The following is a 15861-nucleotide window of genomic DNA, read 5'->3' on the forward strand; positions in this document are numbered from 1 at the left end:
CATGAGCCCCATCCACACGGAGTCCGCCTTCGGTGATGCCATCGTCGCCGCCATGGTCGAGCGCGGCTGGCGTGAGGCGCGCCCGCAGGACTATCGGGCCGATCTCGGCCTGGACACCAACGAGTTGTTCACCTTCATCGGGGCCACCCAGCCCGACGAGTGGAGCGAGCTGCTCACCGTCTACGGCGGCGACCCGGACGAGGCGCAGCGCGGGTTCGCCGGCCGCCTCGACCAGGCCATCGCCACCAACGGCCTCCTCGATGTCCTCCGCAACGGCGTCAAGGACCGGGGTGTCCTGCTCCGCGTCGCGTACTTCAAGCCCAACCTCGTCGCCCACGACTCCGTGCTGGACGGCTACCGGGCCAACCGCCTCACCGTTGTCCGCGAACTCCGCTACGCGACCAAACAGGCCGACTGGGGCAACGAACTCGACCTCACCCTGTTCCTCAACGGCATCCCTGTCGCCACGGCCGAGTTGAAGAACCCGCTGACCAAGCAGGGGGTGGAGCGGGCCAAGGAGCAGTACCGCACCGACCGCGACCCCACCGAGCTGATCTTCACGCGCCGCGTCGTCGCGAACTTCGCCGTCGACCCGGACCTGGTCTTCGTCGCCACCCAGCTCAAGGGCAAGAACACCCGCTTCCTCCCGTTCAACACCGGCTCCAACGGCCCCGGTCAGCCGGGCGGCGCCGGCAACCCGGCCCCCACGGCATTCGGCACGTACGCGACCTCCTACCTCTGGGAGCAGGTCTGGCAGCCGGACAACTGGCTGGACCTGCTCCAGCGGTTCGTGCACCTGCACAAGAGCAAGACGCCCGGCGGCGGCAGCACCAAGACGATGATCTTCCCCAGATTCCACCAGTGGGACGTGGTCAAGAAGCTCACCGCGCACGCCGCCACCCACGGCGCCGGCCACGACTACCTGGTCATGGCCTCGGCCGGCTCGGGCAAGTCGAACACCATCGGCTGGCTCGCGCACCGCCTCAGCGACCTGCACACCCCCACCGACCCGTCGGAGCTCGACGCCGAGGCCGTGGCCAAGGGCCTCAAGCCGGGCGTGCCGGTCTTCGACAAGGTCATCGTCATCACCGACCGCCGCAACCTGGACGCGCAACTCCGGGAAACTGTCGGCAACTTTGAGCAGACTGCGGGTCTCGTCGTGAAGATCGACGAGAAGCACGGGGCGAAGGGCGAGCAGCTCGCCAAGGCCCTCTCCCGCGACACCGGGAAGATCGTCACCGTCACTCTGCACTCGTTCCCGGCGCTGCTGGACTACCTCCAGCGCAACCCCACCGAGATCCAGGGCAGCCGCTTCGCGATCATCGTGGACGAGGCGCACTCCTCGCAGTCCGGCGACGCCGCCACCGCCGTACGGTCCGCCCTGCGCGACCTCGGCCTGGACTCCGACTCGGACGACGCGGGCGCGACGACGGTCAAGGCCGAGGCTGCCACCCTCGACGAGCAGCTCAGGAAGAGGGCCGAGCAGCGTTCCCGCGCCGCGAACCTCTCCTACTTCGCCTTCACCGCCACACCGAAGGCCAAGACCCTCGAACTCTTCGGCACGCTCCAGGACATCGACGGCAAGGCGGCCTACCGGCCCTTCCACACGTACTCGATGCGTCAGGCGATCGAGGAGGGCTTCATCCTCGACCCGCTGCGCAACTACGTCACGTACAACACGTACTGGAAGCTGGTGAACCAGAACCCAGACGAGCGGGAGGTCGACCCGTCGAAGGCGAACGGCCTGCTCGCCCGGTACGCGCTCACCCATGACTCGACGGTCGCCCAGCACGCCCAGGTGATCGTGGAGCACTTCGTGGCGCACAGCCGGGGCCGCCTCGGCGGGCGGGCCAAGTCCATGGTGGTGACCGCCTCGCGGCAGTCCGCGGTGCAGATGGCGCGCGCGATCAAGAGCTACATCAAGGACCGGGACTACGACACCAAGTACCCCGACCTCGGTGTCCTCGTCGCCTTCTCCGGATCGCTCACGATCGACGGCGAGGAGACCACCGAGCCCAAGGAGAACGGCGGGCTGTCGGAGAGCGCGCTGCCGAAGGCGTTCGCGTACACGCGCGCCGACGACAAGGCCGCCCGAGCCGGAGGCGCCGGCCAGCGCGAGTACCGGATCCTGGTCGTGGCGGAGAAGTACCAGACCGGCTTCGACCAGCCGCTGCTGACGACGATGTACGTCAACAAGTCGCTGACCGGCATCTCCGCCGTCCAGACCCTGTCCCGGCTGAACCGGACCGCCGAGCGCAAGACGCAGGCGGACCTGGCGGTCCTGGACTTCGTCAACGACGCCAACGACATCCAGGACGCCTTCCGCCCGTACTTCGAGGAGGCGAACACCCTCCCCTCCGACCCCAACCTGCTCTACACCGCGCAGAGCCGGGTCATGCAGGCGGCGATCCTGTCCGGGCAGGAGATGGACGAGTTCGCCGCCGCGTACTTCGCTGCCAAGGAGAAGGCGGCGGGCTCGCAGTCCAAGTGGGAGAAGCTGCACGCCGAGCTGTACCGGCTGCTGTCCCCCGCCGTCGCCCGCTTCACGCCCCTGCTGGAGAGCGAGGACGAGGACGACCAGGAGACGGCGGAGGGCTTCCGCGCCGACCTCAACGACTACGTCAGGAAGTACGGCTTCCTCGCGCAGATCGTCCCCTACCGGGATGCCGAGCTGGAGCGGCTGCACCTCTACGGCCGTTACCTCCTCAACCGGCTGCCGCGCCGCGCGGACGGTGGCGTGGACATAGGCGAGGTCGAGCTCAGCGCTATCCGGGTCGACCAGACCGGCGAGTACGACGTCTCCCTCACCTCCGAGGGGCCGACGACGATGAAGGGCTTCGGCGACGGCTCGGGCGGTGCGAAGGAAGCGGAGAAGTCGCTGCTCTCGCAGTTGATCGAGAAGTTCAACGAACGCTACGGCACCGAGTTCACCGAGCAGGACGTCATCCGCCCGTTCGAGGAGGCCAAGGCCGACCCGAAGGTGCGAGCGGCTGCCGTCGTCAACGACGAGGACAACTTCGGCCTCGTCTTCGACAACGTCTTCGCGGACAAGATGGCCGACCACATCGACACCATCGCGGGCATGGGCCGCCAGTACTTCGGCCCCGACAAGGGCTTCAAGTCCAGCCTGGACCGCAGCGCCCGCAAGGCCGCCTGGCGAATGATCCGCCGCGAGGCGGGCCTGGACGACGACGTCTGATGCGTACGCCCCGGCTGGACATGCCGGCCGGGGCACCCCTTGTGCTCCGCACGCCGTAGCCGTGCGGAGCACGAGGCTCGCGAGCTGGTACCGGCAGCCGCGGCCTTCTACCTCCCCTCGACCACGAGAAGCCATTTCAGGAGCGGGCGATGGACAACGAGATTCAGCTGATCAGTGACGGTGACGGACTGGCGGTCATCGGGGATCCGACGGATGTCGATCGCTTCCTCGTCTCGGAGCAACTGGCGTCCCAGGACCTCGGACTGGAACGGCTCAAGTCCACCGTCGGTCCCGGGGCCGTAGTCGTGCAGGCAGGTTCGGAGATCGCCGCCAACTCCGGTCGCTGGGTGAAGCTGACGCAGGAGTCGGCACAGAGTGTCCAGAAGTACGGGCTGAGGAAGAGCTCGAAGACGGGTCTCAGCACAGGCGTGGTCAAAGGACCAAAGGGCCAGATCAGAGGGTTCATCGAGGTCGTGAAGGCGCCCCGATCGCTTCTGACCAACCCGGCGATTCTTGCCGGTGCCGCGGGGATCATGGCGCAGGTGGCGATGCAACAGAGCATGGCCGAGATCACCGACTATCTCGCCACCATCGACGAGAAGGTCGACGACGTGCTGCGTGCCCAGAAGGACACCGCGTTGGCCCGGATGATCGGAGTGGGCTTCGTCATCGAGGAGACCATGACCATCCGGGAGAAGAGGGGCAGGGTCGACGAGATCATGTGGTCGAAGGTGCAGACCGCGCCGACGACGATCGCAGAGACCCAGGCGTACGCATTGCGTCAACTCGACGCGCTCGCGGAGAAGATGGAGCGCGAGACTGACATCGGTGATCTCGCCGCGACGGCCAAGAAAGCCGAGTCGATTGTTCGGGAGTGGCTCGCTGTGCTGGCTCGCTGCTTCCAGTTGCAGGACGCGCTCGCCGTGCTCGAACTCGACCGGGTGCTGGACGCGTCTCCGGAGGAGCTGGACGGGCATCGCAGTGGGTTGAAGGATGCCCGGCAGGACCGGCTGGAGCGGATCACGCTCAGCACCGAGCGCCTGGTGGCCCGGATGAACGCGGCCGCCGACTCGGCCAACGCGAATGTGCTGCTGAACCCGACCGCGTCCCCGGCTGTGGTCCAGTCGAGCAACCGTGTCTCGGCCAGTGTCCATGACTTCCACGGACGGCTCGGCATCGAGTCCGGACGCCAGTCCTCGGAGGCGAGACGATGGACGGACGCGGCCGCGGAGGCGATGGACAAGGTGCTCGAGGCAGGAGAAGAGGGCGTCGATGCCGCCTGGCGCGTCGGTAGCGAGACGCTCGAGCAGGCCATATCGGCGACGGGCAAGCTTTCCAGCGAGATTACCGAGCTCTCCAGCGAGATTACCGAGCTCTCCAGCGGGATTGCCGAGCGAGCGCTCCGTTGGCTCGGGGACAAGTAACGCCACGAGGAAGGTTGATGAGCGGCGGCCGTCAGCCATGGGGCTCGGTTGACGGATTTGGTCCCCAGCAACACCGTCGATTGCGACGAGCCAAGAAGGCCGGTGGTCGTGGTCGGCCCTCAGACGTGGGTGCCCGGCCGCCAGTGCGACTGGGCACCCACTTTCTGCGTACAACCCTGTGCGCCGTGCAAGTTGCCCGCGCCATGAGGTGCAACCAAGGGGAGGGGAAAATGAACCACGCGGAGGGCGAGCTCGAAGGATCTCGGCTCCAGAAGGCCGTCGAGACGATCGTCATGACACCGGAGGCGGCCACAAAGCTCGTAGACGGTTACCGTGCGACCTTCGAGGACAAGTTCAAGCGGAAGCCCGAAAGCCTGGAGGACAGACGCCGGATCGCGGCCAAGATCATAGGCCGGTACTCCAAACTCTCGGCAGCCGCTGGGGCGGCCACCGCGGCCCCCAGCGTGATTCCAGGGATCGGGACGGCGGTCGCAGTCCTGGGCGGCGGTGCCGCTGACATTGCCGTGGCACTCAAGCTCCAGGTCGACATGTGCATGTGCCTGGTCGAGGTGTACGAGACCGAGCTGAGCAGTGAGGACAAGAAGCACCTCGCCTTCACGATCGCGTTGGCGGGTTCGGCAGAACAAATGGCAACAAAGGGCGGCAAGGCGGCGGTACAGAAGATCGCCGAGAAGTTGGTTTACCAGTACCTGCGGGGGCCCGCCCTGGTCACGATCAAGCAGTTGTTCAAGCGGGTGTCCATCACCTTCACCCAGAAGGCGATGGCCAAGGCGATACCCGCCGGCGTAGGCGTCGCTTTCAGTGGCTCGACCAACTACGTCCTGACGAGGGTGGTGGGCAGGGTCGCCGTCGCTGTCCTGGCCAAAGACGTGAAGTAGCGCGGGCGTCTTTCTGCCGCAGCCGACCGGGCAACCCGTGAGGCCCAGCCGCCAGTGCGACTGGGCCAAAGGGGGTTACGACTGCACGGCTCAGATGGTCTGGTCCGCGGCCAGCCGGACGAGCCCGGCCCACGCGTCGGGGGCGACCGTCAGAACCGGTCCGGACCGGACCTTCGAGTCCCTGATGTGTATGCCGTCTACGGCGGCTGCGACCTCCACGCACTGCCCGCCCTCTGCGCCGCTGTAGCTGCTTTTGAACCAGGCGAGTTCCAGAGCGGCGGCCGAGCTCTCTACGGTGTTCATAGCTCTCCCAGCAACTTCTCGATGAATCCCAGGGACTCTCGCGGAGTGAGAGCCTGGGACCGGATGATTCCATAGCGCGCGGCGGCGAGACGCACCTCTTCTCGGTCCGTCAGGAGGCTGCTGCGTCCTTGGACCTCCATGTACGTGAACTGCTCCCCGCCCTTCCGGTTGATCACCGTGAACGGGCCGTCGACTCCGGCGTTGTCCTCGCGGTCGAGCGGCATGACCTGGATCTCCACATTGCGCTTCTGGCCGATGAGCAGCAGCTGTTCGAGCTGCCCTCGCAGTACTGCCTTCCCACCGAGTGGCTTACGCAGCACGGACTCTTCGAGCACGAAGCTGAGCAGGGGCGCAGGCCAGCGCTCGAAGATCGTCTGCCTGGCGAGCCGCGCTGCCACGCGCAGCTCGATCGTCTCCTCCTCCAGCAGCGGGCGCCGCATGGCGAGCAACGCCCGCGTGTACTCCTCCGTCTGCAACAGGCCGTTGACCACGTGGGTGTCGTAGGAGCACAGGTCGACCGCCTCCGCCTCCAACCGCGCCATGTCCCGGAAAAACGCCGGATACTGTGCCCGCCCCACCTCCTCCTTCAGCGCCTTGAGGACGCCCCCGGCGCCCAGCACCTCGTCCGCGCGGTCGATGAACCTCGGCGGGGGAATCCGCCGCCCCTGCTCGAATGACGCGATCGACTGGGCCGCGTAGCCCGTGAGCCTCCCGAACTCCGGCCGTTCCAGGCCCGCCCGTACCCGCAGCAGCTTCAACTGCCGCCCGAACGCCGTCACCACGCCCGATCCCGGCTCGTCCTCCGGCCTCGGCCCGGCGTCATCCCGCGCCCCCTCGGCCTCGCCCTGCCCCACCGACTCCACCGACTCCACCCACTCCATCGGCTCCACCGCCCGCCTCCCCGGCCCCGTTCCCCGGCCCAACGCGCCCACCCCGAGCCGGTCACGCGGCGCGCCTCGTACACCTCCCGCCCCGTCGCGTACAACCAGGACGCGACGGCGCGTCACCACTGGTCACGCTACGCCACCGCCGGGAGCGTTGAGGGCATGAACAGTGAGACCGCTGCCCCCGACCCCCTCCCCCGGCACACCAACCCCACAGGCCACTTCGCGATGCGCTTCAGCTCCACCTCGCGCGGCGCGCGGCTCGCCCGGCGGCTTGCCGGGCAGCGGCTCGATGCCTGGGGCATCCCCTACGACTGCGACGCGCACCACGCGCTGACGCTGATCGTCGCCGAGCTCGCCGCCAACGCCGTCCGGCACGGCCGGGTTCCCGGCCGCGACTTCCACCTCACGTTGGCCTGCGACGCCACGACCGTACGGATCGAGGTCACCGACACCCGCACCGAAGGCGTACCGGTCGTGGCGACGGCCACGGACCTCCGCGACACCGGCCGCGGCCTGCTCCTGGTGGAGCACCTCGCCGACCGCTGGGACTGGCACCCGCGCCGGGGCGGCCCCGGCAAGACGGTCTGGGCGGAGTATGTCCTGCCTGCGGGAGGCCGACCGGCCGCCGCACCCTCCTGCCCGTCGTCCACCGCCGCGACCGTGCCCATGTAGCACCGCGAGCCCTGGACGGCGGATCGACGCAGCGGTCACACTTGACCCCTTACTGTGACTGTTCTTCACGCACACCGGGGGCAAGGTGCCGCAGGAGGCGATCTCCGACCGTTACGAACTCCTGGAGGAGCTCAGCCACGGCGGCATGGGCGACGTGTGGCGCGGCTACGACGCCGTGCTCGACCGGCCCGTCGCCGTGAAGCTCATCCGGCAGGCGTCGGTCACCTCCCCGGAGCTGGCCGAGGAGTTCGCCAAGCGGTTCCGTCGCGAGGCCCGCATCACCGCGCGCATCCAGCACCCCGGCGTGCCGCAGGTGTACGACGCGGTGCTCGACGCGTCGTACGAGCGGCTGTTCCTGGTGATGGAGCTCGTCGACGGCGTACCGCTGTCCGCCTACCTCGACCCCGGCCGGCCGCTGCCGGTCAGCTGGGCGGCCGCCGTCGCCGCGCAGGTCGCGACCGTGCTGTCGTACGCGCACGACGTGCCGGTCATCCACCGGGACCTCAAGCCGGGCAACATCCTCGTCGCACGCGACGGCACCGTGAAGGTCCTCGACTTCGGCATCGCGGCGATCCTGCGGACCGACGTCACCAAGCTGACCGCCACCGGCAGCCCCATCGGCACCCACCAGTACATGTCGCCCGAGCAGGTCCGCGGCGGACGCATCACCCCGCAGACCGATCTGTACGCGCTGGGCTGTGTGCTGCACGAACTCCTCAGCGGGCGCCTCGCGTTCGAGGCGGAGAGCGAGTACCTGCTGATGTACCAGCACGTCAACGCCGCCCCCACTCCGCTGCGACAGCTCCGGCCCGACGTCCCCGAGGCGCTGGAGGAACTGGTCCTGCACCTGCTGCGCAAGGCGCCCGAGGCGCGGCCCGCCGACACGCAGGAGGTGTACGCGCGACTGCTGCCGTTCCTTCCGCCGCCTGGCCAGGAGCCCGGCACGGCCGATGCCGGGCCGGCCGGCGCACCCGACCCGACGGGCGTGTTCCGTCACCCTTTCGCGCCCCGCGCCCGCGCCCAGGCCCCCGCACCCGGTGGTCCCACGCCGACAGCCGTCCTCCCTGGGGCCCAGCCGGTGCCCGTCCCCGCCCGGCTGCGCGAGGACATCGAGGAGGCGTACGCCCACTCCGACGCCCTGCTGGAGGAGGAGCGGTTCGCGCAGGCCGCCGAGGTGCTCGGCGAGGTCATCGCACCCGCGGCCCTCGCCCTCGGCTCCGAGAGCAAGCAGGTCCTGGCGCTGCGCCGCCAGCGAGCGGCGATCCGCCTCCTCGGCGGTGACTACCGGGCCGCCCTGCCCGAGTTCGACGCCCTCGCCGACGCGTACGCCCGTATCGCCGGACCCACCGGCGAGCAGGCCCGCGCCTGCCGCGCCCAGGCGGCCCGGTGCCGCGCCGAACTCGGCCAGGTAACCGACGCACTCGCCGCTCTTCAGGGGCTACTGAACGTCGTGCGGGCCGTCGACAGCGACGTCAGCGAGGAAGCCGTGGAGCTACGGCACAACATCGGGATGCTGCTGCTCGCCCAGGGCCGAACCGCCGAAGCCCGGCAGGTCCTCGAACCGCTCCACCAGGACATGTGCATGGTGTTCGGGTCCGACGACGAGCTGACCGTCGAGATCGCCGAGGCACTCGCAGTGATCCGTCTCGGCCTCGACCGTCCGCCTTCCTGACCCATCCTCCAGAAGTGCATTGTGCTCCGCCGGCATCCGGGGCCCCGCGAGGGCATCAGGCAAGCGACCGCACACCTACGTCCTGCTCAAGAACCGCACATTAGGAGCGACATCCTTCCGCCGCAGGTCAGCCCCGAAGCGGCCCCCAGATCACCTCAGCTTCCCAAGCTGATAGCGCTGATAGCCGATCACTACCCGAGGAATGCCGGCCGAGGGAGCGACGATGGCCGTGGCGACAGGAGGTGTGCGACCACCCTCGGCTCGGCGGCCAGAACTGCCACTGCATCGCACTTCACTCCCGGCCCCGTCCCCCTCAGGCTCACCGCCGAGAGCTGTGCTCCCTCGGCGATCAACCGAGACCAAACACAAGCTTTCTGCTTGTTGACGTAGCCAATCGGACCGTTGCCTGTGTTGGGATAGACCGCTACGGCATAGGCATCGTGGGGATTGTCAGGCTCAGGCACCAGACGCAAGGGCTGACCGGGGCGCAGGTCAGCCCGTCTTGCTGCCACGTGGTAGTACGTCACACCTCGTAGGTTCGTGACGTAGAGCCCGGCCCGCTGGAGGCGCCGGTCGGTTGGACCGACGAGGAGGCCCGTGGCGTCTTCGCAGAGGCGCAACCCACCTTGGTACTCAACGAGGTAAAGCCGGTGCAGGCCCCCGGGCGGCGGTACGAAGCGGTCTGCGGGTCCGTCTGACGGCACATACATAGGTCCCCCTGCAGCACGGAATCACCGTAGCCTTGCACGGGAGCCAGGCGAGGGCGAGCCGTTCGCAAGAAGACTGATGGGTGGAGAGCAATGACATCCACCTCTGACATCAACGGGCACACACGGCGGCGTACCAAGGCACCTGGCCTCGGCTTCCACACCGCCCTCCGATACCGGGGATACGGGGCAGGCGGCCACCGGATCGAACTCCTAAAGCGGGTGTCGCAGGTTCGAATCCTGCCGGGGGCACAGAGAGAAGGGCCAGCTCAGGAGGGGTTTCCTCCCAGGCCGGCCCTTCGGCGTTTCAGGGGTCGTGCCACAGGCGTGCCAGTACGGGCCCGCAGAGTCCCTCCCGGAAGGCTCGGAGGCCACTCCCTCCACGGCCCCGGATCACGGCACCGAGCCGGTCTGCGAGGGCGCGGTCTCGGTCGCTGGTCATGTGCTGATAGATCAGCGCGGCGCGGGAGCTGCTGTGGCCCACGCGGGTCATCAGCTCGCGGGTGCTGACCCCGGCCGTGGAGCGAGCGTGTTGCCCGTGTGCTGAAGGTCGTGAAAGCGCAGCTCTGCGGTGACGCCGGCAGCCTTCCGGGCCTTGACCTAGTCGTCGCGGAAGTTGCTCCGCCGCTGCGGAGCTGTACGCGGAAGCACTGCGGGGAGGTCATCCGTGCTGGGTCAGGGAACCCGCCGCGGCTTCTGGTGCGAGTGCTGGACAGAAGACCTCACCGAGCAGCGGCGGCCAGCACTCCTGGCATCCTTCGATGCCTACTCGGCACCGCAGGCCGACCGATGGGTGGCGGTGGCACTCCCGACGATCTCACCGGCCTTGGACCCGGACGCTTCGGACGAGGCGTGGGAGTGGCTGCACGACGGTCGCGCCGAGACCAGACGAGCGCTACCGCGGTCCGAGCCTTGCACCGTGTCAGTCACACACGCCGACACCCGCGTCACTTGGACCATCCGACCGGTGACCTACCTACCGCTGGCTCACAGGACAGAGCTCCCGCTCTGCGCCTACGAGTTCAGACCCAGACCCAGCGTGTCCCCTCTCAGCCAACGCCGAAGGCCCGGCCTCGTACCTGGAGCCGGGCCTCAGGCATGCTCAGGTGCATGAGCCGAGTCCAGGGGCTTATGCGGCCGAGTTCACGCAAGACCGGCGAGGGGAGTGCTGGGTTGCCAGGAGACGGGCAGGACAACATCGACGCCGTCACGGCGGCCCAGGGGCAGCAGTCGGCTCATGGTGGTGTCGAGGTCGTCGAGCAGGTAGGGCATGGGGCGCAGTGGCCGGTCGAGGCCGAGGAAGAAGTCGTCCCAGTGCACCAGGATGACCCGCTTGGCCCCGGTCGCGGTCACGACCTCGTCCCAGTAGGTGTGCAGGAACTCGGCGGGCTGTTTGCCAAGCATGCCGACACCTAGGTAGATGACGTCGGCGTGGTGACCGCGCAGCGCGCCGGGCCGGTAGTTGGCGCTGGCTTGCAGCAGTACGCGGCCGGCGGGGTGGGTGACGAGCACGGAGTAGGCGGTTCCGGTCTTCCAGGCACCGGCGCGGGCCGGCGGGATCAAGGGCTGATCGACGGTACCGGGGTAGTGGTCGCCCGGGCTGTGCACCGAGTCCAGGAAGGTCAGCGTGAAGCTGCCGTAGGTCGCTATATCGCCGTCGCCGACCACCCGCAAGGACGACTCGGGGACCCCGAGGCCGCGCCCGATGTTGGCGGTGGACTCCGACCCGACCAGCTCGGCGCCGGTCTCCAGCGCCCACACTGGTGCGTCGAGGGCGTGGTCGTAGTGGGAATGCGCGCACACCACAGCGGCGAGGGTGTCCACCCGCAGGCGCTCGATGGCGGCACGGACCAGCGCTCGGTTCGGGGCGATCTTGCCCATGCCTACTCGCAGCATCCCCGGGCGGGTGACGAACCCGTCGCTGAGCACCGATGTCTGCCCATCCGACAGCAGCACTGAACTCGTGCCCAAGAAGTGAGCACTCAGCCCCCCACGGTGCGCTGCAGTGCGCTGCTGGTAAGACAGGTAGGGCCGCAGACTGGGACGACCGATCGGCACCTTCATACGAGCATCCTCGGACCCCAGGGGCAGGAGTGCCACCTCCGGACCTCGTGTGCCCTCTCACAAGCGGTCCATCCTGCAAAGCCCGTTCAGCACGCGCTGGTGAGCGGCTGCGGGCCCCGGGCGTCCTCTGAGAGCTTGTTCCCGCTCATGCCTAGTGGCTCGACCATGCTCAACTGCACCAGCCCAGCCCAGCCCCGGCCCTCCCTGCACGCGGATATGACGCGCACAGCCAAGCTGAGGCAAGCGATGTCAACCATCGGCTGGGACCGAACTGTCGAGCATCTACCGGGATCGGATACTTGAACTTTTCAACTAGGCGCGGGTGACGCTGACGCCGCCAACCAGGCCCCAGGCGTCGATCCGGACCGTCGGGCCACCCGGCTCACTCGGGCCATCGTCCTTCACTCCGCCCAGGCGCAGCCCGTGGACCTCCACCCGGACATCGCGGCGGACCTTGAGGCTGACGCCGCCGATCAGGCTCAACTTGGTGATGCGCAGCTCGGTGCCGTCCGGGATGTCGATGTCCGTCAGATCAACGTCGGCACCACCGATGAGGGAAGTGGTGACGGTCCTCTGGTGGAGGGTGGCTCCTGCCAGGCGATGACCGCCGATCAGGCTCACCTTGATGTCGGTCTTCTGTGGGTTCTCCCCGTTGCTCTTCGTCATGGGAAGTACCGTACGGACGTCGGCCCGCGAGCCCCAGTGCTCTGCATCCGGTATTGCATATGACAGGTGTCATGCCTGAGCCGACACCGAACCTGAGTGGAACCAGGCGGGCGTTCCTGGCCGAAGCGGCAGCAACCGGCCCCTCCATGGGCCTGGGTGGCGGGGAACGGTCACATCGCGAAAATGGCCCGAACAGCTCCCACGTTCCCTCAAGAGTCGGTGGGTACCCACTGACGCACACCGTGGTCGTTCGTGCCGTACCAGTAGTGGGGCAGGCCCTTGATGCTGCTGGTGCGGAACGGGTGGCCGTGGTCGTCGATGCGGACCGTGCCGGTGCGGCCCTGGGATGACCAGTCCAGTTCCAGGTACCAGTTGCAGTCGTAGGCCTCGGTCGTCGCGGTGACCTGCAGCACCTCCGGGTCCTCGGCGGAGACGCGGTAGGGAAACTGAACCGCGGGGACGGGCTTTCCGCTGTCGTTGCCGGGGCGCGCGTGGGCGATCGGGCGGTCGACGTCCAGGTTCACGGAGAAGTTGCGGGGCGGCAGATCACTGCCGCAGCCCTGGCCCATGGCGTACGCGTTGCCGGTGACCGGGGTGCCGCGGCTGACGATACGGACCCGGAGGGCCGTGAGGACCACGGCCGTGGACGACTTCCCCTGCACCGAGATCTGCACCATCGTCTGCCGCCCAGGTACCGCCTGCTGCGTCGCTGCCCACACTCCGGCGTCCTGCTCTACCGGCGGCGGGGGCACCTGGGCCGGCTCCTTGCCGATGACGTAGTCGTGCCCGCAACCGCCGTCCCAGATCCGCGAGTCGGCGGTCCACGCGAGCGGCACACCGGTTGGCACGGGGGCGTCGCTCTTCGTCTCCGTCGACGATTGGCCCTTCGACTCGGGGCTCCCTGAAGCCCGTACTCCTGTGGAGGGCGAGGCCGAAGAACGGCTGCGGGAGGGGCTGGCCGCGGTGGCCGAGGGGTGGTGTGACGTACCGCTTCCTGTCGTACGGGACTGACCGGGGGCCTTGGCGGAGTTGTCGTGAGACCGGTCGGCCGACAGCGCCGACATACTGCCCAGCGTCACCAGCAGTACGGTCGCCGTGGCTGCGCCGACGACGGTACGGCGACGGCGGTACCAGGGCCGTCCAGTTGAGCGGACCGCATCCCACTGGGCCGTCGACTCGCGACTGCCCGGTCCGGGAGCGTCGGGAGCAGCCAGTGCGGCATCGGGGGCACCCGCATCGAGTCGCGGTGGTGAACCGCTCGTGCCGCCCCCGTCACCACCGATGCCGTCGGCGCCACCATCCACACTGCACGTGCTGCCACCCGCACGCCCCGCCGTCCGGCTGTCCGGACCCGAAGCCCGCTCGTCCCCTGTCGGCTTCAGTGCTCCTTCGGTCTTTGTCGGCTCCGCTGCCTCCTCACCATCCCTCGGCCTCTGTCGTGCCGTCACCGCGAGCAGCCACAGGCGGTGCAGATCGAGGCGTTCCTCCGGTGTTGCTCCGCAGAAGGCAGCCAACCGCTCCACCGGGGCGTAGTCCTGCGGGACCGTCTCGCCCGCGCAGTAGCGGTGCAGCGTGGAGGTGTTCATGCCGAGACGGCGGGCCAGGGAGCCGTAGCTCCGGTCCGTGCGGTCCTTCAGCCGGCGCAGCAGCGCCGCGAACTGCTCGACGTCGTCCTCGGTCGACACCGCTCCCCCAATCTCCCACGTGTCCCCGTATCTCAGGCGGTCCATATACCTGCACGTCAGACGGGCTGGGATGGTTCCACCCTCGCCGGGCGGGCGTCCGGCGTTGCGCCGAGCCGTCGTGACGGCTGATGCTCTTGGTGTCGCACCGACCAGGACCGGACCGACCAGTCGGCGACGGGCGACAAACGACACTCATCCACTCATCCACGGGAGACACCCATGCCCCAGCGCATCCGAGCAGGCCCGCCCCTCGCACTCGCCGTCACGGGCTCGCCCTCGGCACGACGCTCGCCACACTGACAAACGTCGCGGCCAAGGCGTCGGCTTCCTCACGGCGGCCCAACTCCCGTCGTATCCAAGCTCGTCCTGAAGTGTGGGCAAGGTCACCGCCTGCGTACCGGAGGCGGTGGAACAGGACCGCGGTCTACGCATGGCGCTGGGCGGCGACAGCCCGGACCTGGTAGCGGGAGCTCCGCACGAAGTCGACAGGAGCGACCGTCCGTCAGGTCGGAGTGCAGTTGTCCAGGACGGCTGTGGCGAAGGGGCGCTTCTCACGGCCGCGCAACGACATCAAGTCCTGTGCGCACGTGTCGAGAAGGCGGGCCCGGAGACCGAGGCCCCGCTGAAGGACCACGGCACGCTGCCTGCCGAGGACAGCGGGCACGGCTACGGCCTGCACACGGTGACCTCCTCGGGGCGTCTTTGACACCCGTCTGGCGACTTCCGGCATGCGCCGGTGAAGGCCTTCGAGAAGACGGCCATCACGGGCCGTGGACAAGCTCCGCTGACCGCATGACCGGGGCCGCCCTCCGCCACGGGGGTGGGGAGGGCGGCCAATCGACCGCTTGCAGGGTCATTCGGCGCGATTCAGCAGGACTTGGTGTCGTCGATCGCGCCCCGAGCCGCGGCAGGGAGGGAATGGGTCCGCGCAGCAGCAGATGTTCATGACTCCGGGGCAGCGCTCGCTGACCCGAAAAGGCGAGAGCCACACAACGGCCCCGGCACGAAGACACCGGGCCGTGAGCAACCACATATGGACCGGAAAAGGAAGATGCACATGAACAGGAAGTCCCCCGCACACCGCCGTCCGGGCCGCCGCGCGGCCGTCGCCGCCGGCCTCGTCCTGGCTGTCGGACTCGGTGTGTCGACACAGGTGTCGGCACAGGCATCCGTCCATGCCCCCGCAAAGTCGTCCGCCGCCGCACCGCAGTCGGTCAGCGGCACGAGCGGCCAAGTGGTGACCCGGGTCGCCGACTTCTACGGCGCGTACATCGACGCGATCGGCGACTACACGGACCCGGACGCCACGCTGGAAACGATGCTCCGCAAGCACTACCTGACGCCCGACTTCGCCAAGCGACTGGCGGCCTGGGAGAAGAAGCACGGGGCGGACGGTGTCCTGCGTGCCCAAAACGCCCCGCGGAACTGGACGGTGACCGACAACGGCGCCGTGGGCAACGGCCATGAGGTCGTCGTCACCCTGACCTTCGGCAGCGGGGGGACGACGCAGAAGACCAAGCTTTTCGTGCTGGTGGAGCGGTACAACCACATCGTCGACATCGGCACCACGAGCAACCGCTGACAGCGGAGCCGCTCCGCCCCTCCTGCCACTGGACACCGTCAGGGCGCCGAACTACCGCCTGGCGCGGCCGACTTCAAGCTCGCGCCTAGGAACATCTAGGT

The 15861-nt window shown here is 68.5% G+C and carries 14 protein-coding genes; 7 read left to right on the plus strand and 7 right to left on the minus strand.

What is annotated here, in order from left to right; all coding sequences use genetic code 11:
• Window position 1 precedes the first annotated feature (1 nt).
• The 3 genes from ACIP94_RS18040 (at window position 2) to ACIP94_RS18050 (ending at window position 5522) form a co-directional block, all read left to right on the plus strand.
• A complete protein-coding gene (locus ACIP94_RS18040; RefSeq protein ID WP_402426091.1) occupies window positions 2–3199 on the plus strand; it encodes a type I restriction endonuclease subunit R in 3198 nt (1065 codons plus the stop codon).
• A gap of 149 nt (window positions 3200–3348) precedes the next feature.
• Complete coding sequence (locus ACIP94_RS18045; protein WP_402426093.1) at window positions 3349–4623, plus strand: hypothetical protein; 1275 nt, start codon at window positions 3349–3351, stop codon at window positions 4621–4623.
• Window positions 4624–4853: 230 nt separating this feature from the next.
• A complete protein-coding gene (locus tag ACIP94_RS18050) occupies window positions 4854–5522 on the plus strand; it encodes an EcsC family protein (protein ID WP_402426095.1) in 669 nt (222 codons plus the stop codon).
• Between the two features lie 90 nt (window positions 5523–5612).
• On the opposite strand, the gene ACIP94_RS18055 is transcribed toward ACIP94_RS18050, so the two are convergent.
• On the minus strand, window positions 5613–5825 hold the full coding sequence (locus ACIP94_RS18055; RefSeq protein ID WP_402426097.1) for a DUF397 domain-containing protein: 213 nt from the start codon (window positions 5823–5825) through the stop codon (window positions 5613–5615).
• Window positions 5822–6706, minus strand: a complete 885-nt coding sequence (locus tag ACIP94_RS18060) for a helix-turn-helix domain-containing protein (protein ID WP_402426261.1) — start codon at window positions 6704–6706, stop codon at window positions 5822–5824. The genes ACIP94_RS18055 and ACIP94_RS18060 overlap by 4 nt, the downstream gene beginning before the upstream one ends.
• Before the next feature lie 165 nt (window positions 6707–6871).
• Here ACIP94_RS18060 and ACIP94_RS18065 point away from each other — a divergent pair, with 165 nt between their 5' ends.
• Window positions 6872–7384 (plus strand): ATP-binding protein, encoded by a 513-nt coding sequence (locus ACIP94_RS18065; RefSeq protein ID WP_402426099.1) that lies wholly within the window; start codon window positions 6872–6874, stop codon window positions 7382–7384.
• An 85-nt stretch (window positions 7385–7469) separates the two neighbouring features.
• Window positions 7470–9056 (plus strand): protein kinase, encoded by a 1587-nt coding sequence (locus ACIP94_RS18070; protein WP_402426101.1) that lies wholly within the window; start codon window positions 7470–7472, stop codon window positions 9054–9056.
• 191 nt (window positions 9057–9247) lie between these two features.
• Here ACIP94_RS18070 and ACIP94_RS18075 read toward each other — a convergent pair whose 3' ends face one another.
• Complete coding sequence (locus ACIP94_RS18075) at window positions 9248–9766, minus strand: HIRAN domain-containing protein (RefSeq protein WP_402426103.1); 519 nt, start codon at window positions 9764–9766, stop codon at window positions 9248–9250.
• Between the two features lie 664 nt (window positions 9767–10430).
• On the opposite strand from ACIP94_RS18075, the gene ACIP94_RS18080 reads away from it, so the two are divergent.
• Window positions 10431–10877 (plus strand): hypothetical protein, encoded by a 447-nt coding sequence (locus ACIP94_RS18080; RefSeq protein ID WP_402426105.1) that lies wholly within the window; start codon window positions 10431–10433, stop codon window positions 10875–10877.
• 29 nt (window positions 10878–10906) lie between these two features.
• On the opposite strand, the gene ACIP94_RS18085 is transcribed toward ACIP94_RS18080, so the two are convergent.
• From ACIP94_RS18085 to ACIP94_RS18100, 4 genes are all read right to left on the minus strand, one after another.
• Window positions 10907–11734 (minus strand): MBL fold metallo-hydrolase, encoded by an 828-nt coding sequence (locus tag ACIP94_RS18085; RefSeq protein WP_402426107.1) that lies wholly within the window; start codon window positions 11732–11734, stop codon window positions 10907–10909.
• 405 nt (window positions 11735–12139) lie between these two features.
• On the minus strand, window positions 12140–12493 hold the full coding sequence (locus ACIP94_RS18090) for a hypothetical protein (protein WP_402426109.1): 354 nt from the start codon (window positions 12491–12493) through the stop codon (window positions 12140–12142).
• A gap of 209 nt (window positions 12494–12702) precedes the next feature.
• On the minus strand, window positions 12703–14223 hold the full coding sequence (locus ACIP94_RS18095; RefSeq protein WP_402426111.1) for a helix-turn-helix domain-containing protein: 1521 nt from the start codon (window positions 14221–14223) through the stop codon (window positions 12703–12705).
• Between the two features lie 457 nt (window positions 14224–14680).
• A complete protein-coding gene (locus ACIP94_RS18100) occupies window positions 14681–14857 on the minus strand; it encodes a hypothetical protein (RefSeq protein WP_402426113.1) in 177 nt (58 codons plus the stop codon).
• 378 nt (window positions 14858–15235) lie between these two features.
• Between ACIP94_RS18100 and ACIP94_RS18105 the strand changes: the two genes are divergently transcribed.
• The gene (locus tag ACIP94_RS18105) at window positions 15236–15760 is read left to right on the plus strand and encodes a hypothetical protein (protein ID WP_402426115.1); all 525 of its coding nucleotides are present in this window, start codon (window positions 15236–15238) and stop codon (window positions 15758–15760) included.
• Window positions 15761–15861 lie beyond the last annotated feature (101 nt).

This window comes from Streptomyces sp. NPDC093261, assembly GCF_044753645.1.
Classification (GTDB): Bacteria; Actinomycetota; Actinomycetes; order Streptomycetales; family Streptomycetaceae; genus Streptomyces.

Bases quoted from the DNA above. Each gene is read 5' to 3' on its own strand.
- ACIP94_RS18090 (WP_402426109.1), bottom strand. From the start codon at position 12,493: ATGACGAAGAGCAACGGGGAGAACCCACAGAAGACCGACATCAAGGTG.
- ACIP94_RS18055 (WP_402426097.1), bottom strand. From the start codon at position 5,825: ATGAACACCGTAGAGAGCTCGGCCGCCGCTCTGGAACTCGCCTGGTTC.
- ACIP94_RS18060 (WP_402426261.1), bottom strand. From the start codon at position 6,706: ATGGAGTGGGTGGAGTCGGTGGAGTCGGTGGGGCAGGGCGAGGCCGAG.
- ACIP94_RS18040 (WP_402426091.1), top strand. From the start codon at position 2: ATGAGCCCCATCCACACGGAGTCCGCCTTCGGTGATGCCATCGTCGCC.
- ACIP94_RS18075 (WP_402426103.1), bottom strand. From the start codon at position 9,766: ATGTATGTGCCGTCAGACGGACCCGCAGACCGCTTCGTACCGCCGCCC.
- ACIP94_RS18105 (WP_402426115.1), top strand. From the start codon at position 15,236: ATGAACAGGAAGTCCCCCGCACACCGCCGTCCGGGCCGCCGCGCGGCC.
- ACIP94_RS18095 (WP_402426111.1), bottom strand. From the start codon at position 14,223: ATGGACCGCCTGAGATACGGGGACACGTGGGAGATTGGGGGAGCGGTG.
- ACIP94_RS18065 (WP_402426099.1), top strand. From the start codon at position 6,872: ATGAACAGTGAGACCGCTGCCCCCGACCCCCTCCCCCGGCACACCAAC.
- ACIP94_RS18045 (WP_402426093.1), top strand. From the start codon at position 3,349: ATGGACAACGAGATTCAGCTGATCAGTGACGGTGACGGACTGGCGGTC.
- ACIP94_RS18050 (WP_402426095.1), top strand. From the start codon at position 4,854: ATGAACCACGCGGAGGGCGAGCTCGAAGGATCTCGGCTCCAGAAGGCC.